The organism is Cupriavidus sp. C3SS-1 (genome assembly GCF_057073755.1).
Map to the genome: position 1 here is coordinate 126,186 of NZ_CP172699.1, position 20,377 is coordinate 146,562.

Genomic DNA, 20,377 nt, shown 5'->3' on the forward strand with positions numbered 1-20,377 from the left:
TCATCCCCGGAATGGTACCTCACGCCGGCTTGTCCGCTGGCAGCCGATTCAGCCGGCACGCCGCCATGGCAGGGCATCGTCATTGGCGGGTAGCGGCATGGTGGCCGCCGCAATCCCGCGCAGCACCGTCAGCAGCTCCCGCCGCACCGTGTCGAGCCACGGCGCTTCGGCGCATCCGGCCAGGTAGAACAGGCTCAGGTTGGCCCAGGCCGGGAAGCCCGGCGGCACGTCGGTCACGTAGGCCGCGCTGGCGCCATCGATCCACGGCACGTTGAACTTCAGCACCGGTGTCAGGCCGCCGCGCGAGCGCCACAACGCCAGCTGCCCGTTCCAGGACGGCGCCACGGTCAGCCGCACGCCATCCGCCGCCCCGGCCAGGTAGCGCCGCACCGGGCTGTCGGAATCGGCATCGTCGCTGAGCAGGGTCCAATGCTCGCGCTGGCCGATGCCCGGGCCGGTGTCCGCCGTCGGCAGGCCGATCATGCAGCGCTGGGCCCTGAGCATGTGCTCGCTCGCGACGCCGTCGAGCGATACCACGCCGTCGACTGTCACCGCGCAATCGATCAGCCCCTTGCGCAGCGCCTGGCCGACCTGGCGGCCGTTGTCGAGCACGCTGGAGACGATCTGGCGCTCCGGCAGCGCGGCCGAGAGCCGTGCCAGGATTTGCGTCAGCGCCGGGTCGCCGATTGCCATCGACAGACCGATGCGCAGCGTCTGCCTGGGTCCTGCAAGCCGCGGCGCCTGGCGGTTGTGTTCGATCAGGCCGTGCCAGTTCTGCAGCATGCCGGAGGCCGCTTTCTCGAGCTTCAGCCCCCGCGCGGTCGGCACCAGGTTGCCGCGCCGTTCGAGGAAGAGCGGGTCGCCGGTCACTTCACGCAGCTTGCGGATGGCGTAGACCACCGTGGGCGCGCGCATGCCCAGTGCCACGGCGGCGCTGGTAATGCCGCCGTGGCGCATGACGTGGAGAAAGACATCGAGGGCCTTGAAATCAATGTGACGCAATATTCAACTCCCCAGCGATTATGTTGCCGCGTGCCTAATTAAAATGCCAGCCGATCGAATAACCGGTCTTGTCCGGGAATTTCCATGCTTTGGTGGAAAATCCGGATATGTCGGAATGGGATCCCGCTTCAACGCAGGGTGGCTCACCCATTCGGGCTATGGGCACTACAGCAAGTCCTCTCCAGAACAGGAGGTGCGATTATATTATCGTATATTTCAGATCCTTACAAAATGGCTAGATTGAATCTTCTAATGTTTTGCAAAACGAACATTAATAATAAAAAATCGTTACCACATTAATCCGTGATGGTGATTTAATTTTTCTTTCTTGTGATTTCAATGGTTTCGTGAAAAACCCGGAAACCCAGACGGCAAGCCTAGCTGCGGGGGGATGTGTTCGACGATGCCAGCGATGTGGTAACCCGTTACTACCTGGGCGGGCAATATTGCCGATAGCATCCTGGCCCCTTTGAATGCCGCGGCGATTTTAAGCGCATTGACGCGTTGTTCCGCCCCATCGCTACACGATGATCGTGTCAGGGAGGTTTCGAGCGGATGTCACTATGGCGGCGCGTTCGTCCATCTAAAACGGCGGGCACCAAAGAAAAAAGCCCCATCGATCCGATGGGGCTTTTCAGTCTGCGGGAGTCAGTCCGGGGTTCAGGCCGGTTGCTCGCCGCCGCCGGCCTGCAGGCTGGCGTTCAGTTCCTTGCGATAGCGGTTCAGGTCCTGCACCGTTTCGAAGGTGCGCTCGAACAGCAGCGACATATTGTGCAGGATCCGCTCGATAACCTTCTTTTCCCAGCCTTCGTCGAAGCGGATCTGCTCGTCGAGCCACGTTTCCAGCCAATCGGGATCGGGCAGGCGCGACTGCACGGTGTCGTTCGGGAACAGCGCCTTGTTGACGTGCAGGTTGGTCGGGTGCAGCGGCTTCTCGGTGCGGCGCGCCGACGCCATCAGCACGCCGATCTTGGCGAACGCGGCACGCGCGTTGTCGCCGAACTGTGCCAGGTACTTCTTCATGTAGCGCAGGTAGGCGCCGCCGTGGCGGGCTTCGTCCTGCGACAGCGTGCGGTAGATATGCTTGATGACCGGTTCCGAATGCCATTCGGCCGCGCGACGGTACCAGTGGTTCAGGCGGATCTCGCCGCAGAAATGCAGCATCAGCGTTTCCAGCGGCGGGGCGGGGTCGAACTCGAAGCGCACCGCGTGCAGCTCTTCCTCGGTCGGCACCAGGTCCGGGCGGAAGCGGCGCAGGTACTCCATCAGCACCAGCGAATGCTTCTGCTCTTCGAAGAACCAGATGCTCATGAAGGCCGAAAAGTCGGAGTCGTGGCGGTTGTCACGCAGGAACATCTCGGTTGCCGGCAGGGCCGACCATTCCGTGATGGCGTTCATGCGGATGGTCTTGGCCTGGTCGTCCGTCAGCAGGCTGGCGTCGAACGTATCCCAGGGGATGTCCTTGTCCATGTGCCAGCGGACCGCTTCCAACGATTTGAACAGTTCGGGGTAGAGCATGGTAAGCCTTTGAAATTACGGGCGGATTCTACCAGATGCGAATTATTCTCTATTCCCTTTTTTAGGGCGGATCGCCGCAAATGCAACGACTATCTCAGTGGTTCGGGCGGATTCAGCGCCATATTTGGGCGATTAGCGACACGCTCGTGCAGCCATGTGCCAATGGCGGCGCTTGTCGGCCGTGAGCCTGTCTTTATACGACGTGTGCATGGGTGATCTGCGCGGCGCCTGCGTGGCCCGCCGGCGTGCCCGGGATGATGCCATACAGGAAGGCCGCCAGTTCATCGGCCTGGGCCGCGGCGTCCCGTTCGCCGAGTGCGATCAGGGCCTGGGTGAACTCGGGCTCGAACAGCAGGTAGCTCGCGAACGCGGCTCCGCGCGCCTCGGTGCCGCCCAGCGGACTCAGCAGCGCGCGCACGGTGCGCGGCAACTGCTGCAGGTGCTCGGCGGCAATGGCCTCGATGGGCTCGCTCGGCGAGATTGTCATGACCTGCACGGGGCGCCAGCCTTCGGCATCGCCCGCCAGTTCGGGCATGCGCGCCAGCAGGCGGTTGATGTGGAGCAGGCGCTCCAGGTCGGCCGAAAGCCCGTCCAGGAATATGCTCGCCAACGCCTGCCCGCCGACCTGGGCCAGCGACGGATAGCCGCCGGACGGCACGGTGTCGAACCAGCCGGGACGCTGCCGCGATGCCGAGCCGATGGCCAGCACGCGCGCGGCGCCCAGGTGGATGGCCGGTGACAGTGGCGACATCTGGCGCATGGTGCCGTCGCCGAACCACTCGTGATGGCCATCGAGTTCCAGCGCCATGGCCGGGAACAGGAACGGGATCGACGACGACGCCAGCAGGTGGTCCACCGTGATCTGCGCGGGCACCGCAATGCGCTGGCTGCGGTGCCACGGGTGGATGCGGCGGTGCGACTGGTAGAACGTCACGTGCCGGCCGGTGCTGTAGGACAGTGCCGTGACCGCGAACGCCTGCAGCACGCCGGCATCGAGGCTCGCCTGCACGCGCTGGCCGTCGAACAGTTCGCCCAGCATGCTGCCCAGCGGCGCGTTGTCGAGCAGTGCGCGCGGCGCGCGCCGCTGCGTGACCCAGCCGAACGCCAGCGCCGACAGCCAGCGCGCGCCGGACACGCCCGCGCGCAGCACGTCGGTGCGGTAGACGTCGTCGGTGTGGATGCCGTGCCAGAGTGCCGAGAGGCTGTCCGCGGCGGCCTGGAAGTCCGCCGCCTGGATCGCCAGCCCGGCACCGTTGATGGCGCCTGCCGAGGTGCCGGCGAGGATGCCGAACGGTATCGGTTCATGGGCATGCCCATGCTGCGCGGCAATGCGCGCCACGCCGCTGAGCACGCCGGCCTGGTAGGCCGCGCGCGCGCCGCCGCCCATCATGATCAGCGCGGTGGCGTTGCGTTGCACGCCGCCATGGTGTCCATGGCGTGGCGTGGTGGCGTGGTGGGTGAAATTGTCTCGATGCATGCGGCGCCGGGCAGGCGGGGGGCAGCGGAGTTACTTGTCGCCGTTGGCAGGCTTGGCCGTCTTGCCAGCGCCCGACGGCTTCTTGCGCGCGGCCGTGCTCCTGGCCGCATCCTTCGTGGCCCCCTTCGGTGCGGTGTCGGCGTTGCGCGCGGGGCTGGCTGCCGATTTGTCCGTGGCGGCAGGCTTGGCCGGCCTGTCGTCCGGCTTTTCTTCAGGCTTTGCCGCCGTGGCCGGTGTACCGGCGCCGAAGCCGCTCATGCCGAACGGCGCAATGCTGGCTGCCGCCGCGCCGCTCGCGATCTGGTTGAACTGCTGCTGCAGCATGTCCCACCACAGCGATGCGTTGGGCGGCGGCGCCTCTTCGGTAGCCTTGCCGGTGCCAGTCTCGGCCGAGGCGTCGGCCTGCGCGCCGAGTTCCGGTGCGGTTTCCCGGGCGGGCTGTTCACTGGCGGCCGGACGTTGCGGCGAGGGCTCGGTGGCGGCGCGCGCCACGGTTTCCATGGCGCTTTGCATGGCCTCCGGCGACAGCGCGTTGCCGAAGGTCTGTAGCGCCACCAGCGTGGCGCGCTGCACCTCCAGGCCCTGGATGGTGGTGTGCAGCAGGTTGGTGTTGAGCTGCAGCCAGCTTTCCACGGCCTTCAGGTCGTGGATGCGCTTGTCGAGGTCTTCAAGGTTCATGGGCGGCGTCATGGCCGCCTGCAGGCCGGGCATCAGGCTGCCGGGCATGCCCGCGCCGCTGCCCCACAGCTTGCGCATGAATTCGAAGCCGTTGGTGAAATCGGGAATCTGTCCGAACATGTCATGCGCTCCGTCATGGAGCCAGCCGGGGGGCAAGGGACGCCGCGGTCTGCCTCCGTCCAATCGCGTTGGACTACTTGAACTCAGGCGGCCGCTTCTGGCGCAGGCTCGCCATGCCTTCGTGCACGTCGGGGCCGGCAAAGCCCATGAATTCGAGCGCCAGCGAGGAATCGAAGGCGGGACCGGCCATCCGCAGCCAGTTGTTGAGGGCGTACTTGGTCCAGCGGATCGCCGTCTGCGAACCGGCTGCCAGCCGGTTGGCGACGTCAAATGCGCGCCCGACCAGTTCGTCTTCATCCACCGCCAGCGAGACCAGGCCGATCCGCTCGGCTTCCTCGCCGCTGACCGACTCGCACAGCATCAGATAGTACTTGGCCTTGGCCATTCCGCACAGCAGGGGCCACACGATCGCGGCGTGGTCGCCGGCCGCCACGCCCAAGCGCGTGTGCCCGTCGACGATGCGCGCGGTCTTTGCCGCGATGGAGATATCGGCCAGCAGCCCGGCCACCAGGCCCGCGCCGACCGCCGGGCCGTGCATGGCCGAGACCACCGGCTTGTCGCAGTTGATGACGTTGTAGACCAGGTCGCGCGCCTCATGCCAGACACGCGTGCGCGTCTCGAAATCCCTGGCCATGGCCTCCACCAGCGACAGGTCGCCGCCGGCGGAAAAGCCCTTGCCCTCGCCGCGGATCAGCGCCACGCGCACGTCGGGGTCGGCCGACACATCGCGCCAGATCTCGGCCAGCTCGCGGTGCATATTGGCATCCGCGGTGGCCAGCTTCTGGTTGGCGGACTGCGCCGCGCCCATGATGATCTCCAGGATCGGGCCATGCTGGCGCAGCGTGAGGGCGCGATAGCGTTCGTAGCGGGAAGAGGGCGGCGTGGGGGCCGGTGTAGGTGTCGTCATGGCAGGCCTGTGCAATGGAAAAAGCGCCGTGCCGGGTGCATGGACCAATTCACCAACCGGCCGGTCGGTAAATTATATGCATATCCGGCACGGCCCTGTCTGGCCTGCGGTCTTGCCGTCAGGGTTGGGCCACGAGCTGGTCGATGGCGCCGAACACCGAATGGCCCTGGGCGTCGAACATCTCGATCTTCACCGCGTCGCCAAACTTCATGAACTCGGTCGACGGCTTGCCGTCCTCGATGGTTTCCAGCATGCGCTTCTCGGCGATGCAGCAGTAGCCCTTCTTGCGGTCGACATTCGAGATGGTGCCCGAACCGACGATGCTGCCGGCGCGCACGTTGCGCGTCTTGCAGATATGCGCGATAAGCTGGCCGAAGTCGAACACCATGTCGGTGCCGCAGTCGGGCTGGCCCACCTTCTTGCTGTTCCAGTGCACGGTCATGGGCAGGTGCACCTTGCGCTCGCGCCAGGCCTCGCCGAGTTCATCGGGCGTGACCGCCACCGGCGAGAACGCCGTGGCCGGCTTGCTCTGGAAGAAGCCGAAGCCCTTGCCAAGTTCGGCCGGAATCAGGTTGCGCAGCGACACATCGTTGGCCAGCAGCACCAGGCGGATGGCCTCGGCGGCCTGCTCGGCCGTGGCACCCATCTTCACATCGCCGGTGATGACGGCGACCTCGGCTTCGAAGTCGATGCCGAAGGCTTCGCTGGCGCACACGATGTCGTCGTACGGGCCCAGGAAATCGTCGGAGCCGCCCTGGTACATCAGCGGATCGGTCCAGAACTCGGGCGGCATCTCGGCGCCGCGCGCCTTGCGCACGAGTTCGACGTGATTGACGTAGGCCGAGCCGTCGGCCCACTGGTAGGCGCGCGGCAACGGCGCCATGCAGTGCTTTGGATCGAACGGGAACGGGTGGCGCGCGCGGTCCGCATTGAGGGCGTCGGAGAGATCCTGGAGCTGCGGCGCGTAGAAGGCCCAGTCGTCCAGCACGGTTTGCAGGCGGCCGGCGACATCGGCGGCGTAATGGGCGGTCTTCAGGTCGCGCGAGACGACCACCAGCTGGCCGTCGCGCGAGCCATCCTTGAGGGTGGCGAGTTTCATGGTCGGTAAAGGTAAAAGCCTTGGCTTGATGAGTCGACCGTCAGTCTACCGTGATGCCTTTTGCCTTGATCAGCTTGCCCCAGCGCTCGGCCTCGGCGTGCGCGTATTGCGCGAACTCTTCCGGCGTGCTCGAAACCGGCTCGACGCCGACGCCTTCCATGCGCTTCTGCACCTCGGGGCTCTTCAGTGCCTTGACCAGTTCGGCGTTGAGCCGGGTGACGACGGGCTTGGGCGTGCCGGCCGGCGCCACCACCCCTTGCCACGCGTAGGCCTCGAAGCCGGCGATGCCGCCTTCGGCCACGGTCGGCACATTGGGCAGCACGGCCAGGCGTTTGGGCGTGGCCGTGCCGAGCGCCCGCAGCTTGCCGCCGGTGATGTTCTGCTGGCCCGATGCCAGGTCCACGAACATCAGGTCCACCTGCCCGGCCAGCAGGTCCTGCACGGCCGGCGCGGCGCCCTTGTAGGGCACGTGGGTCATCTTGATGTGGGCCTGGTCCATGAACAGTTCCATGGCCAGATGGTGCGGGCTGCCCGCGCCCGGCGAGGCAAAGTTGACCTTGCCGGGGTTGTGCTGCGCGTACTCGATGGCTTCCTTGAGCGTCTTGGCCGGGAAGTTCGGCGCGGCCACCAGCACCAGCGGGAAACGCGCCACCATGCCGACGTGGACGAAGTCCTTCTCGGCGTTGTAGGGCAGCTTCTTGTACAGCGACGGGTTGGCGGCCAGCGTGGCGGTGTCGGCAGTCAGGACCGTGTAGCCGTCGGGCTTGGCGTGGGCGACCGCGTCAGCGCCGACGATGGTCGCCGCGCCAGGCCGGTTGTCGACCACGACCTGCTTGCCCAGCGCGGGCGAGATGGCTTGGCCCAGCGTGCGCGCCACCACGTCGGTGCCGCCGCCGGCAGGATAGGGCACGACCCAGCGGATCGGCTGCGACGGCCAGGCATCCGCCGCACTGGCGGTGGCCCCGGCGGTGGCGGCAAAGGCGGCAAAGGTGGCAAGGGCGCAGCAGGCGGCGCGTAGCGCGGCGCGCGAAGGGCGGAAGGGCGTCACAGGTTGTCTCCGTCTGGGGTCCTCAGCCCGGCTTGGCGTCACCGTGGTCCATGGCGGACCGGCCGGTGCACCGGGTCTGTCGCGAAAGTCTACTCACCGTTTAAAAATTGGTAAATCGATTTCGCTATAGTAAATTTCCGTAAGGATTTCACCGGAGGCCCTGTGCTGGCGGCGGCGAATCCCCCACAATCCTGCTGTTGTTCGCTGACTCACCCAATCTTTTCACTCACGGTGCCCAACCCTCGCCGCGCATGACCGAACTTGACGAAGACGACGCCAAGCTGCGCTCCGGTATCCAGTCCATCGAGGTGGGTTTCAAGCTGCTGCAGGCGCTGGCCGCCTCGCCGCGCGCGATGATGCTGCGCGACCTCGCCGCCGCCGCCGAGATGAACCCGGCCAAGGCGCACCGCTACCTGGTCAGCTTCCTGCGCCTGGGCGCGGTGGCGCAGGATCCGGTGAGCGGGCGCTATGACCTGGGGCCGTTCGCCCTGCAGCTTGGGCTGGCCGGCCTGAACCGGCTGGATCCGGTCAAGAAGGCGCGGCCGATCCTGTCGCAGCTGCGCGACGAGATCGACCTGACCGCCGGCATCGCCGTGTGGGGCAACCACGGGCCAACCATCGTGCACTGGGAGGAATCGAGCCATCCGGTCACCGTCAGCCTGCGGCTCGGCGATGTGATGCCGATGCTGAACTCGGCCACCGGCCGCCTGTACGGCGCCTACCTGTCGCGCAAGCAGACCCAGCCACTGATCGAGCGCGAACTCGCCGCGCGCGGGCAGGACGACGTGCCCGATATTCCGGCCAGCCCCGCCGACTATGACGCTATCTGTGCCGAGGTGCGCGCCCATGGCGCGGCCCGCACGCGTGGCGGCGTGCTGCCCGGCATCAATGCGTTCTCGATGCCGGTGTTCGACGCCAATGGTCACCTGGCCATGGGTTTGATCGTGCTGGGCGCGCAAAGCATATTCGATGCAGAATGGGGTGGTACAGTCGATCGCCGCGTGCGTGAGATCGCCCAACAGCTTTCATCGGAACTCGGCTATCTTGGTGCCGCCCAAACGGCCGGACGGACCGGCCACTCCTGATTCCCGCGCCAGAGCCGGCGCCGACCCGCGCGCATGGCGGCGGCGGCGCTGGATCCTCGTCATCCTGCTGGTGCTGCTCGTGCATATGCTCGCCGTGATTGGCTTCCTGCGCATGCCCGGGCCGCTGATTCCGCTCGATGTCAGCGAGACACCGGCGCTCGAGGCGGTATTGCTGCCGCCGCCAAAGCCGATACGTCCGCCTCCGCCAATGCCACAGCCCGCGGCGAAGCCGCGCCCGGCCCCGCCGCAACCGGCACCGCCCCAGCCAGCACCGAAAGTCGTCGAAACGCCGCCCGAGCCGCCCGCACCCGCCGTGGCGACGTCCGACCGTGGCATCAAGGAAACCGTGACCGGCCCCGGCGGCAGCGGTGCCGCGCCTGCCGCCGCGCCGATGCCCGCCCCGCCAGCGCCGCCCGGCCCGCCCGCGCAGGAGGGCGAGAAGTACCTCGCGCCGCCGTCGGCCACCATGCACTACGCCAGCTTCGTCAACGGCGTGCAGAACCCCGATGGGCTGATCCGCTGGCAGCAGGATGGCAAGCACTATCGGCTATCGGTCGAGACGCGCGTGCTGTGGTTCCGCTTTGCCTTCCAGAGCAGCGGCGCCATGACGGAGAACGGGCTGCTGCCCGAACGCTACGAGGAAAACCGGCGCGGCAAGTCCGAGGCCGCGCGTTTCGACCAGGCCGGTGGCACCGTGGCGTTTTCGCCGGGTACGCAGGCAGCGTTGCCGCCGGGCGCGCAGGACCGCTTCAGCGTCTTCCTGCAACTGGTCGGCCGGGTACGCGGCAACCCGCAGCGCTATGCGTCGCCAGGCGTCACCGAAACATTCCAGGTGGCGGATACGCGCGACATGCAACCGATGCAAGTGCAGTATGTTGGAGAGGAAGAGATTGATACCGGCCGCGGCATGGTGCGCGCCAAGCACTTTGTGCGGCTCCAGCGGCACGCAGGCGACAAGCGCCGCGTGGAAATCTGGCTGGCGCAGGCGCTTGGCTGGATGCCGGTCAGGCTGCGCCAGACCGAGCCGGACGGTACGCAGATCGACCTCGTCTACCGCAGTACCGAGGGCCAGTGATGGCAGCGGCGCTGCCCGCGTTCACACGCCAACCCTTTAAGGAGTTCCGCCATGACCGCCAGCACCGCCACCACTGCCTCCGGCGAGTCGCATCGCATCCAGGTCGAGGGCGTCGGCCTGCACGTTCGCGTGGACGGCGCCGATGGCCCCTGGGTAATTCTTGCGCATGCGCTCGGTGCCGACCATACGCTCTGGGATGCGACCGCGCGCCACCTGTCCGCGCGCTATCGCGTGGTGCGACCGGACATGCGCGGGCATGGCGCCAGCGACGCCCCGGTCGGCCCCTACACCATGATGCGCCTGGCCGACGACGTCGCGGCCATCATGGATGCGCTGCAGATCCCGCAGGCGCATTTCTGCGGCATCTCGGTGGGCGGCATGATCGGCCAGACGCTGGGCGTGCGCCATGCCGAGCGGCTGCTGTCGCTGACGCTCGCGGCCACCATCAGCCACACGCCGCTCGATGCGCACCCGATGTGGCATAACCGCATCGGGCAGGTCGAGGCGCATGGCATGTCCGGACTGGTCGATGCCACGCTGGAGCGCTGGCTGACCGAGCCCTACCGCCAGGCGCACGAGGACGAGGTCGCGCGCATCCGCGCCATGCTGCTGGCCACGCCGGTGCGCGGCTATGTCGGCGTGGGGCAGGCCATCATGGCGTTCGACGTGCGCAGCGCGCTGTCCCGCATCCACTGCCCGACACTGCTGGTCGCGGGCGAACACGACCAGGGCGCGACGGTGGCGATGGCGCAGTCCATCGCCGAGGCGATTCCCGGCTCGCGGCTCGAAGTCTTGCCGGCGGCGCATCTGGTGTCGATCGAGCAGGCTGAGCGCTTTCACGCCGCTCTTGACGCCTTCCTTGGCAACGCTGCCTGCGGCGGCCAATGCGACGTTCCATAACGCACAACGCAGTGGTGCCCTATTCTCAAGAAACTTGTTGGTGTTGCCGTTGCCCAACTTACAGAGGCAGAAAACGTTGTATCCGTACGGCGGCTCGCACGCAAAACTTGAAATCGGCGTGGCCGCCCCTAGCTTGGAGGTAAGAACGCGGCGCCCCCGCTCAATTTGCAACAATGAAAGGGCCCGCCGCCAACCATGACGCGAGGAGGTGTGCCATGCAAATGATCTACAACAGCGACAACTACTGCATCGTGGAATTTGGTGTGGATGTCGAGCAAGCGCCTCTCGAATTCGGCGGTTATGAAATCGTAGACAAGAACATGAAGCGCGAGATTTTTCTTGGCGGCAAGCTGGCCGAGAACTTCAGGGCCGATGTGCAGCGGCTGATCGAGAGCGAGCCGTCGGTCGAAGAAGTTGACGATTTTCTCGGGAAGTTCGATACGGTCATGACGCATCCGCTGGTGATGCACTGACGCTCGAACGAATCGCGTCTGGTGGTGGTAACGCCCGCGCATGCGCGGGCGTTTTTGTTTTTTTAAACGTCTTCAAGGGCCAATACGTCAGTACTGCTCCCAATCCAACCCTTCATGCCGCCATCCGTTAACCGTATTCCGATGCCGCTGCGCATCGAGATCTCCTTCGAATCCGTGCAGCACGTTATAGACGCTGGAGAAGCCCGCCCCCTCCAGCGCGCGCGCCGCCGCCGTGGAGCGATTGCCGCTGCGGCAGATCAGCAGCACGGGTCGCGCTGAAACGTGGCCGGCCAGCTTTTTCACGACCTGCACGAAATGCGGATTCACTTCCCAGTCCGGCCCGTCGTTCCACGGTACGTTGTGCGCACCTTTGGGGTGGCCGACGAACAGGTATTCCATTTCGCTGCGGCAATCGATAAACAGCGTGTCGGGGGATTCCAGCAGCAACTTCTGGGCGTCGGCGGGGCTGAGATGTTCCATGGCAGGGCGCGGGAGCCGGCAGGAATGCCGGCGATGGGGATCCGATGGTGACTGTTACGCCTCTCAGTGTAGGTCCGCAGCGCGCGCACAGGCAACCTCCGGCGCCCGCAAGGCCTTGATACACCTGATAAAATCGCCCTCTTGACGATTTGTCCCGCCTTCCACAGTCCCCGCCATGAGTGCCCCTGACCAACCCTCCGTGCGTCCCTATACCCGGGCTGCCAACCTGCCCCGGCTGCTGCGCGAGCGCATCCTGATCCTGGACGGCGCCATGGGCACCATGATCCAGCGCTACAAGCTCACCGAGGCCGACTACCGCGGCGCGCGCTTCACGGAACACAAGGTCGACGTGAAGGGCAACAACGAACTGCTGGTGCTCACGCGCCCGCAGGTCATCAGCGAGATCCACGAGCAGTACCTTGCCGCCGGCGCGGACATCATCGAGACCAATACTTTCGGTGCCACCAGCGTGGCGCAGGAAGACTACAAGATGGCCGAGCTGGCGTACGAGATGAACGTCGAGGCAGCAAAGCTCGCGCGCGCGGCCTGCGACAAGTACAGCACGCCGGACAAGCCGCGCTTCGTCGCCGGCGCGTTCGGCCCGACGCCGAAGACCGCAAGCATCTCGCCCGACGTGAATGACCCGGGCGCGCGCAATGTCACCTTCGAGCAACTGCGCGAGTCCTACTACGAGCAGGGCAAGGGTTTGCTCGAAGGCGGCGCCGATGTGTTCCTGGTCGAAACGATCTTCGACACGCTCAACGCCAAGGCTTGCCTGTTTGCCATCGACCAGCTGTTCGAGGACACCGGCGAACGACTGCCCGTGATGATCTCCGGCACCGTGACCGATGCCTCCGGCCGCATCCTCTCGGGCCAGACCGTCGAAGCGTTCTGGAACAGCCTGCGCCACGTGAAGCCCGTCACCTTCGGCCTGAACTGCGCGCTCGGCGCGACGCTGATGCGTCCGTATATCGCCGAGCTGGCGAAGGTGTGCGACGTGGCGATTTCCTGCTACCCGAACGCCGGCCTGCCCAACCCGATGAGCGACACCGGTTTCGACGAAACGCCGGAAGTCACTTCGTCGCTGGTGGAGGAATTTGCGGCCTCCGGCCTGGTGAACCTGGTGGGCGGCTGCTGCGGCACCACGCCCGAACACATTGCCGCGATCGCCCAGCGCGTGGCCAACAAGACCCCGCGCACGTGGCCGGGCCAGTACAGCGAAGCCGCCTGAGCCGGCGAGAAGAACCCATGAGCACGAACCAACTGCCCCCGCGCCCGATGCGCCTGTCCGGCCTGGAGCCGTTCACGATCGACGACGACACGCTCTTCGTCAACGTCGGCGAACGGACCAACGTCACGGGCTCCAAAGCCTTCGCCCGCATGATCCTGAACGGACAGTTCGACGAGGCGCTGGCGGTGGCCCGCCAGCAGGTCGAGAACGGCGCGCAGATCATCGACATCAATATGGACGAGGCGATGCTGGATTCGAAAGCGGCCATGGTCCGCTTCCTGAACCTGATTGCTTCCGAGCCCGATATCGCGCGCGTGCCGATCATGATCGACTCCTCCAAGTGGGAAGTGATCGAGGCCGGCTTGCAGTGCGTGCAGGGCAAGCCCGTGGTGAACTCGATCTCGCTGAAGGAAGGCGAGGAACAGTTCCGCCACCATGCCGAGCTGATCCGCCGCTACGGCGCCGCCACCGTGGTGATGGCCTTCGACGAACAGGGCCAGGCCGACACATTCGCGCGCAAGACCGAGATCTGCAAGCGCAGCTATGACTTCCTGGTGAACGAAGTCGGCTTCCCGCCCGAGGACATCATCTTCGACCCGAACATCTTCGCGGTGGCCACCGGTATCGAGGAACACAACAACTACGCGGTGGACTTCATCGAGGCCACGGCCTGGATCAAGCAGAACCTGCCGTATGCCAAGGTGAGCGGCGGCGTGTCGAACGTGTCGTTCTCGTTTCGCGGCAACGACCTGGTGCGCGAGGCGATCCACACCGTGTTCCTGTACCACGCCATCGCGGCGGGCATGGACATGGGCATCGTCAACGCCGGCCAGCTCGGCGTGTACGACCAGCTCGATCCCGAGTTGCGCGAGCGCGTGGAAGACGTGGTGCTGAACCGCCGCGATGACGCGACCGACCGCCTGCTGGAGATCGCCGACCGCTTCAAGGGCGGCGGCGCAAAGCGCGAAGAGAATCTCGCCTGGCGCGGCACGCCGGAAGCCCCGGTGTCGGTAGGCGAGCGCCTGGCGCATGCGCTGGTGCACGGCATCACCAACTTCATCGTCGAAGATACCGAGGAAGCCCGCCAGCAGATCGCCGCACGCGGCGGACGTCCGATCGAGGTGATCGAAGGCCCGCTGATGGATGGCATGAACATCGTCGGCGACCTGTTCGGCGCGGGCAAGATGTTCCTGCCGCAGGTGGTCAAGAGCGCGCGCGTGATGAAGCAGGCAGTGGCCCACCTGCTGCCTTTCATCGAGGAAGAGAAGCGCCTGCTGGCCGAGGCCGGCGGCGATGTGCGCTCGCGCGGCAAGATCGTGATCGCCACCGTGAAGGGCGATGTGCACGACATCGGCAAGAACATCGTGTCGGTGGTGCTCCAGTGCAATAACTTCGAAGTGGTCAACATGGGCGTGATGGTCCCGTGCAACGAGATCCTGGCCAAGGCCAAGGTCGAGGGCGCGGACATCGTCGGCCTGTCGGGGCTGATCACGCCGTCGCTCGAAGAGATGGCCTACGTGGCGTCGGAAATGCAGCGCGACGACTACTTCCGCGTGAAGAAGATCCCGCTGCTGATCGGCGGCGCGACCACGTCGCGCGTGCATACGGCGGTGAAGATCGCGCCGAACTACGAAGGCCCGGTGGTGTACGTGCCGGACGCTTCGCGCTCGGTCAGCGTGGCATCGAGCCTGCTGTCGGACGAAGGCGCTACGAAGTATCTCGACGAACTGAAGACCGACTACGACCGCATCCGCGCGCAGCACGCCGGCAAGAAGGCATTGCCGATGGTGACGCTGGCCGAGGCCCGTGCCAACAAGACGCCGATCGACTGGAGCGGCTACGTGCCGCCGAAGCCTAAGTTCATCGGCCGGCGCGTGTTCCGCAACTACGACCTCGCGGAACTGGCCAAATTCATCGACTGGGGCCCGTTCTTCCAGACCTGGGACCTGGCCGGCAAATTCCCGGACATCCTCAACGACGAGATCGTCGGCGAGTCCGCGCGCAAGGTCTACTCGGATGGCAAGGCCATGCTGTCTCGCCTGATCCAGGGCCGCTGGCTGACCGCCAACGGCGTGATGGCGCTGCTGCCGGCCAACACCGTCAACGACGACGACATCGAGATCTACACCGACGAAACCCGTAGCAAGGTTGCCCTCACGTGGCACAACGTGCGCCAGCAGGGCGAGCGTCCCGTGGTGGATGGCGTACGCCGTCCCAACCGCTGCCTGTCTGATTTCATCGCGCCCAAGGCCTCGGGCGTGGCGGACTACATCGGGCTGTTCGCGGTGACGGCCGGTATCGGCGTCGACAAGAAGGAAGCCCAGTTCGAAGCCGACCACGACGACTACAGCGCCATCATGCTGAAGGCACTGGCCGACCGCTTCGCAGAAGGCTTTGCCGAATGCCTGCACCAGCGTGTGCGCACGGACCTTTGGGGCTACGACGCCGCCGAGCACCTGAGCAACGACGACCTGATTGCCGAGAAGTACCGCGGCATCCGCCCGGCGCCCGGCTACCCGGCCTGCCCGGAGCACACCGTCAAGGGCCCGATGTTCAGCTTCCTCGACTGCGCGGAGATCGGGATGGGCATTACCGAGGCGCTGGCGATGACGCCGGCGGCCTCGGTCAGCGGCTTCTACCTGTCGCATCCGGACTCGACCTACTTCACGATCGGCAAGATCGGCCAGGACCAGCTCGACGACATGGCGGCCCGCCGCCACGAGGACCGCAACGCCGTGGCGCGCGCGCTTGCGCCCAACCTGTAACGGCATGCACGCGTGGGCACCGCGAACGTGCGGTGCCCGGAATCGCGCAGGTCGCTGATGCAGCAGGGAATTTGCCTTGCTTCGCAGCATCGGCCATTCGAAGGCGGCGTTCGCGCCGCTTCACATCTCCTTACACTGCATTGCAATCGCTCACAGACCGCGGGCGGGGGCATCCCTAGACTTGGTTCCAAGTTCACGTGAACAACAGCGTGGATGCCGCGGCGAATGTTTCGCTGCGGATCACCTGAAAGGAGCCTTTCCATGAAGAAACTGCTGATCTCCCTGTCCGCCCTGTCGATCGCTGCTGCTTCGTCGCTGGCCATGGCGCAAGGCACCGGTACCACCACGGGCAACCCCGGCGTCAGGGCCGACGTCGGTGCCGCCGTGAACGCGCCGGCTCCGACAGCCGGCGGGGCGCAAGCGGGCGTGGGTGCGTCGACCTCTCTGGACAAGGGCCATGCCGCCACGCCGGCCACACCCGCCACGCCGGCCACACCGGCCACATCCTCCACACGTGCCACGCCTGCAACCCCGGCCGAGCCGGCTGACCCGGCCAAGGCCGATACCGGCATGGGCAAGTCAAAGCACAGCGCCAAGTCGCACAAGAAAGACAAGTCTGACGCCTCCCTGGGGGCCAGCGCAGGCGCCGAAGCGGGTGCCAAGACCCAATAAGCCAAAGCGCAGGCCGGCCCAGCCGGTTTGATGCAACGCAGCAGAGCGGGACGGACCTCCAGCCGTCCCGCTCTGCTTTGGTGCGTGCGGTTGTCACGCGGCGCCATGTCAGCCTGACACTGACAGTCCGCGGCGCGTTGCGGCACTACAATGCTTACACAGCAAGCGGTTCCGCCTGCACCCGTCTTTGGGCGAAAGCCCCAACAGTGGAGCCATGATGATCCGCGTCCTGATCGCTGATGATCACGAGATTGTTCGCGCAGGGCTGCGCCAGTTCCTTGCTGATGAACCTGATATCCAGGTCACCGGAGAGGCCGGTAGCGGCGACGAAGTCATGGCGCAATTGCGCGATGGCGAATTCGACGTGCTGGTGCTCGACATCTCGATGCCCGAACGCAATGGCATCGACGTGCTCAAGCTGATTCGCCAGCGCAAGCCCGACCTGCCGGTGCTGATCCTTTCCACCTATCCCGAAGACCAGTACGCGATCAACCTGATTCGCGCCGGGGCGTCGGGCTACCTGACCAAGGAAAGCGCGCCGGATGACCTGGTCAAGGCCATCCGCACCGTGGCGCAAGGCCGGCGCTACGTCAGCGCGGCCGTGGCGGACCTGCTGATCGGCGGCCTCGACAAGCCGACCGAGCAGCCGGTGCACCAGATGTTGTCCGAGCGCGAGTTCCAGATTTTCTGCAAGCTGTCGCGCGGCCAGTCGGTATCGGTGATCGCGGACGAACTCTTCCTGAGCGTGAAGACCGTCAGCACTTACCGTTCACGCATTCTGGAGAAAATGGGCATGAAGACCAACGCGGATCTGACCTACTACGCCATCAAGAACGGCCTGGTCGAATAGATCGGATCAGGCGATCTCGTCGCGCAGGGCTGGCTGGCGCGATGGGGCAACCCCACCACCGGACGTAGTTGACGAATGTCGGAGCAGGCTTCGAACCCCCCATACCGGGCACTGCGCGTTCTTCTGATCGAAGACTCGGCAGTGCTGCGCGGCATGCTCCTTGAGTACCTGAGCGACTTTCCCTATGTGCAGAGCATCGACTGGGCCGATACCGAGGCCATGGCATTGCGCTTGCTGGCCAACGGCCAGCCGTATGACGTGGTGATCGTCGACCTGCAGCTGCGCCAGGGCAATGGCATCAATGTGCTGAGCGCCATGAAGAGCCAGGGCTTGCCCGGCATGCGCATCGTGTACACCAACCACGCGCAGGTCTCGATGTACCGGCGCCAGTGCGCCGAGGCCGGAGCCGACTATTTCTTCGACAAGTCGCTCGAACTCGAGCAGGTGTTCCGCGTGATCGAGGAACACGCGGCGGGCGCTGCCTGACCTGCTTCCCAGGCGTCCCGCACTGCCTCGCCCTGCCTTGCCGCTTGCGCTGACCGGCTATTCCGGCTGGGTCTCGGCCGGCTCCTCCGCCGGTGCCAGCACCGACGCGGTGAGCGGCACCTCCACGCGGATGCTGACGCCGGTATTGGGCGACGACACGATCTCCATGCTGCCGCCGAGCGCCGTCACGCGCTGCTCCATGCCAAGCAGGCCATGGTGTCCGGCCGTGCTGCCGGCATCGAAGTCGGGCGGCAGGCCCTTGCCATCGTCGTGGATCGTCAGCGTGAGCTGCGTCTCCGTGTGGCCCAGCGACAGGCGGATATGGGTCGCCTCCGAATACTTGCTGGCGTTGGTGAACGATTCCTGGGCGATCCGATAGAGCGCAATCGCGGCATCGTCGCGCAGGCGCGGGAGATCGTCGGGAATGCTGACTTCGGACTCCCAGTGATTGCGCCCGGCGACGTCCTCGACCAGCTGGCACAGCGCCGCCCGCAGCCCCAGGTTGAGCAGCACGGTCGGCCGCAGGTCTTCGATCAGGCGGCGCTTGATCTGGATGCCCTGGTCCACGTGGAGCATCACGCGCGTCAGCTTGTCCGCGGCTTCCGGGTGGCTCTCCTGCACGCGCCGGCGGACCCAGTGCAGGTCCAGCTTGATGGCGGTGAGGATGGCGCCGAGTTCGTCGTGCAGTTCGCGCGCCAGGCGCGTCTTCTCGTCTTCGGTCACGCGCTGCAGGTGACCGGCGAGCGCCGACAGCTGACGCGTGCGCGCGCGCACCTTGCGGTCGAGCCGCAGACCTTCTTCTTCCGCCTGCGAGCGCGCGGCTTCGGACATGGTCAGGCGCTTGGCGTGGCCCAGCCCCACCGCGATCAGCAGCACGATATTGATGGCCGTCAGCAGGCCGATGCCGTAACGCGACAACTGCACGTCGCGCTCCGCCCCCACCAGCCTGTGGGCGACGGTCTCCGCTTCGCGCGCCTGGAGCTGGTCCAGGCCGCGGCGCGCGTTGTCCATGGTCTGCTTGCCGTAGTCGGTACGCACCAGGTCCAGCGCCACCATCAGGTCGCGCTTGCCGTACAGCAGCGTCAGTGCCATTTCATTGAGCTTGCTGCTGATCTGCTTGGACGTGTCGCCGAACAGCTTGAGCCCTTCTTCGTCGGTGGCGTAGTCCGCGCGGATGCTTGCCGTCAGGTCGGCGATGCGCGGCAGGGCCTTGTAGTAAGGCTCCAGATACGTGTCCTTGCCGGTCAGCAGGAAGCCGCGCTGGCCCGCCTCCGCATTGACCAGTTCTCCCTGGAGCGCGGCCAGATGCGTCTGCAGGCGCTGCGAGCGGATGACATCGTTGTAGCTCTCGCGCAGGCGGATATTGCCGGTTTCAGAGGCGACCAGCACCGCCAGGGTCAGCAGGATGCCGCCGGCAAGCAGCAGGGTATGGGGCAGGAAGGACTGCTTGAACTGCTTGAGCATGAGGCAATTCCTCGGTGGGGCGCTTGCCGCCGGGAGCGGCCATGGGATCACATACTCACGGCGAGGTCAACCTGCGACTGTGTCCCCGGCCACGTCTCGAAGGACCTTCGGCGAGCCGGAAATACGGTCGCGGACGGCACTGTAGGACTTGGCTGACAGCGGAATCGGCCCGCTTTCGGTGTCTGTGCCGGGGACGGCTTCCTACGATGAGGCTATGAGCTTGCACGTCACCGCGCAAGTCCTAACCGGCGATGCTGCCCGTCCGGCGGGCACCTGTCGCCACCATCGGGAGTTCAGTCATGCTGCAATATGCACTCGTCTTTTTCGTAATCGCGCTGATTGCCGCGGTGTTCGGTTTTGGCGGTATTGCTGCCGGCGCCGTGGAGATCGCCAAGATCCTGTTCTTCATCTTCCTGATCGTGGCCCTGGTCGCCGCCGTGATGGGTCTGGTCCGCAGGCGGTGACGCGCGACGTGTCCCGAACCGTGCCCTGAGACTTAGGAGTAGCCCTATGCTGACGCAGAACCCGAAAGTCCGGAAGGAAATCACCCACCTCGCCGACAGCGCCGACAGTACGATTCGCCGGATCCGGCATGCGGCACGCGACACGCGCGATGCCGCCGGCCCGATCTCGAACGAAGTGAAGTCCCTGATCGCGCAACTTCAGCACACCATCGAAGTGCTGGCCACCGAAGGATCCGAGCAGAGCCTGAGCGCCGGGCGCCGCCTGCGCGAACGGGCCAGCGAAATGACCGATCGCCTGCGCGCGCAGGCCGGCGACAGTGTGACGCAGGTTCGCGAGCGCATGGATGGTGCGGTCGTGCAGGCGCAACAGCGCGTGGCCGAGTCCCCGCTCAAGGCGGTCGGCCTCGCCGCCGCGATCGGTGCGCTGATTGGCCTGTTGCTGGCAACGCGTAGCGGGAGTAACCGGGAGTAGCTCGCTGCGGCCGTCCGCGGGCAGGCGCGACGGCCGGCGGCAACGTTCCCCCCTTGTCCGGAAGACATCCACGTTCCGGAAGCCTGGCCCCGCTGAGGCGGCGCCAGGCGT

General features: G+C 65.9%; 20 protein-coding genes. 11 read left to right on the plus strand and 9 right to left on the minus strand.

Translation table 11 applies throughout. From position 1 onward, the window contains the following. Positions 1-48: 48 nt before the first annotated feature. From ACIGJC_RS00560 to ACIGJC_RS00590, 7 genes are all read right to left on the minus strand, one after another. Complete coding sequence (locus ACIGJC_RS00560; RefSeq protein WP_483710105.1) at positions 49-1,002, minus strand: LysR family transcriptional regulator; 954 nt, start codon at positions 1,000-1,002, stop codon at positions 49-51. 660 nt (positions 1,003-1,662) lie between these two features. Continuing rightward, complete coding sequence (locus tag ACIGJC_RS00565; RefSeq protein ID WP_483710106.1) at positions 1,663-2,520, minus strand: ferritin family protein; 858 nt, start codon at positions 2,518-2,520, stop codon at positions 1,663-1,665. Positions 2,521-2,713: 193 nt separating this feature from the next. Then, the gene (locus ACIGJC_RS00570; RefSeq protein ID WP_483710107.1) at positions 2,714-3,997 is read right to left on the minus strand and encodes a patatin-like phospholipase family protein; all 1,284 of its coding nucleotides are present in this window, start codon (positions 3,995-3,997) and stop codon (positions 2,714-2,716) included. Between the two features lie 30 nt (positions 3,998-4,027). Continuing rightward, positions 4,028-4,795, minus strand: a complete 768-nt coding sequence (locus tag ACIGJC_RS00575) for a PhaM family polyhydroxyalkanoate granule multifunctional regulatory protein (protein ID WP_483710108.1) — start codon at positions 4,793-4,795, stop codon at positions 4,028-4,030. Positions 4,796-4,868: 73 nt separating this feature from the next. Further along, the gene (locus ACIGJC_RS00580) at positions 4,869-5,702 is read right to left on the minus strand and encodes an enoyl-CoA hydratase/isomerase family protein (protein ID WP_483710109.1); all 834 of its coding nucleotides are present in this window, start codon (positions 5,700-5,702) and stop codon (positions 4,869-4,871) included. A gap of 118 nt (positions 5,703-5,820) precedes the next feature. After that, positions 5,821-6,801 carry a fumarylacetoacetate hydrolase family protein gene (locus tag ACIGJC_RS00585; protein ID WP_483710110.1) on the minus strand — a complete coding sequence of 327 codons (981 nt, stop codon included), beginning with the start codon at positions 6,799-6,801 and terminating at the stop codon, positions 5,821-5,823. Between the two features lie 40 nt (positions 6,802-6,841). Next, the gene (locus ACIGJC_RS00590; RefSeq protein WP_483710111.1) at positions 6,842-7,849 is read right to left on the minus strand and encodes a Bug family tripartite tricarboxylate transporter substrate binding protein; all 1,008 of its coding nucleotides are present in this window, start codon (positions 7,847-7,849) and stop codon (positions 6,842-6,844) included. Between the two features lie 251 nt (positions 7,850-8,100). Here ACIGJC_RS00590 and ACIGJC_RS00595 point away from each other — a divergent pair, with 251 nt between their 5' ends. From ACIGJC_RS00595 to ACIGJC_RS00610, 4 genes are all read left to right on the plus strand, one after another. Further along, complete coding sequence (locus ACIGJC_RS00595; protein ID WP_483710112.1) at positions 8,101-8,934, plus strand: IclR family transcriptional regulator; 834 nt, start codon at positions 8,101-8,103, stop codon at positions 8,932-8,934. Positions 8,935-9,019: 85 nt separating this feature from the next. Beyond that, on the plus strand, positions 9,020-10,009 hold the full coding sequence (locus tag ACIGJC_RS00600) for a DUF3108 domain-containing protein (protein ID WP_483711579.1): 990 nt from the start codon (positions 9,020-9,022) through the stop codon (positions 10,007-10,009). A gap of 51 nt (positions 10,010-10,060) precedes the next feature. Then, positions 10,061-10,909: a 3-oxoadipate enol-lactonase gene (gene pcaD / locus ACIGJC_RS00605; protein WP_483710113.1), complete on the plus strand. Its 849-nt coding sequence runs from the start codon at positions 10,061-10,063 to the stop codon at positions 10,907-10,909. A 215-nt stretch (positions 10,910-11,124) separates the two neighbouring features. Then, entirely contained in the window at positions 11,125-11,382 is a 258-nt protein-coding gene (locus ACIGJC_RS00610; protein ID WP_211946871.1) for a BTH_I0359 family protein, read from the plus strand. 87 nt (positions 11,383-11,469) lie between these two features. Here ACIGJC_RS00610 and ACIGJC_RS00615 read toward each other — a convergent pair whose 3' ends face one another. Further along, positions 11,470-11,862 carry a rhodanese-like domain-containing protein gene (locus ACIGJC_RS00615; RefSeq protein WP_483710114.1) on the minus strand — a complete coding sequence of 131 codons (393 nt, stop codon included), beginning with the start codon at positions 11,860-11,862 and terminating at the stop codon, positions 11,470-11,472. A 175-nt stretch (positions 11,863-12,037) separates the two neighbouring features. Between ACIGJC_RS00615 and ACIGJC_RS00620 the strand changes: the two genes are divergently transcribed. The 5 genes from ACIGJC_RS00620 to ACIGJC_RS00640 all read left to right on the plus strand — a co-directional run bounded on the left by ACIGJC_RS00620 (position 12,038) and on the right by ACIGJC_RS00640 (position 17,866). Next, the gene (locus ACIGJC_RS00620; RefSeq protein ID WP_483710115.1) at positions 12,038-13,093 is read left to right on the plus strand and encodes a homocysteine S-methyltransferase family protein; all 1,056 of its coding nucleotides are present in this window, start codon (positions 12,038-12,040) and stop codon (positions 13,091-13,093) included. A 17-nt stretch (positions 13,094-13,110) separates the two neighbouring features. Next, complete coding sequence (gene metH, locus ACIGJC_RS00625) at positions 13,111-15,858, plus strand: methionine synthase (RefSeq protein ID WP_483710116.1); 2,748 nt, start codon at positions 13,111-13,113, stop codon at positions 15,856-15,858. A 261-nt stretch (positions 15,859-16,119) separates the two neighbouring features. After that, positions 16,120-16,530: a hypothetical protein gene (locus ACIGJC_RS00630; RefSeq protein ID WP_483710117.1), complete on the plus strand. Its 411-nt coding sequence runs from the start codon at positions 16,120-16,122 to the stop codon at positions 16,528-16,530. Positions 16,531-16,747: 217 nt separating this feature from the next. Next, complete coding sequence (locus tag ACIGJC_RS00635; protein WP_011296311.1) at positions 16,748-17,380, plus strand: response regulator; 633 nt, start codon at positions 16,748-16,750, stop codon at positions 17,378-17,380. 75 nt (positions 17,381-17,455) lie between these two features. Continuing rightward, positions 17,456-17,866, plus strand: coding sequence for a response regulator (locus tag ACIGJC_RS00640; protein WP_483710118.1), 411 nt, complete (start codon positions 17,456-17,458; stop codon positions 17,864-17,866). A 57-nt stretch (positions 17,867-17,923) separates the two neighbouring features. On the opposite strand, the gene ACIGJC_RS00645 is transcribed toward ACIGJC_RS00640, so the two are convergent. After that, a complete protein-coding gene (locus tag ACIGJC_RS00645; RefSeq protein ID WP_483710119.1) occupies positions 17,924-19,330 on the minus strand; it encodes a sensor histidine kinase in 1,407 nt (468 codons plus the stop codon). Between the two features lie 299 nt (positions 19,331-19,629). Between ACIGJC_RS00645 and ACIGJC_RS00650 the strand changes: the two genes are divergently transcribed. Together ACIGJC_RS00650 and ACIGJC_RS00655 are read left to right on the plus strand one after the other, a co-directional pair. After that, a complete protein-coding gene (locus tag ACIGJC_RS00650) occupies positions 19,630-19,794 on the plus strand; it encodes a DUF1328 domain-containing protein (protein WP_211946877.1) in 165 nt (54 codons plus the stop codon). A 46-nt stretch (positions 19,795-19,840) separates the two neighbouring features. Beyond that, on the plus strand, positions 19,841-20,266 hold the full coding sequence (locus ACIGJC_RS00655) for an ElaB/YgaM/YqjD family protein (RefSeq protein WP_483710120.1): 426 nt from the start codon (positions 19,841-19,843) through the stop codon (positions 20,264-20,266). Positions 20,267-20,377 lie beyond the last annotated feature (111 nt).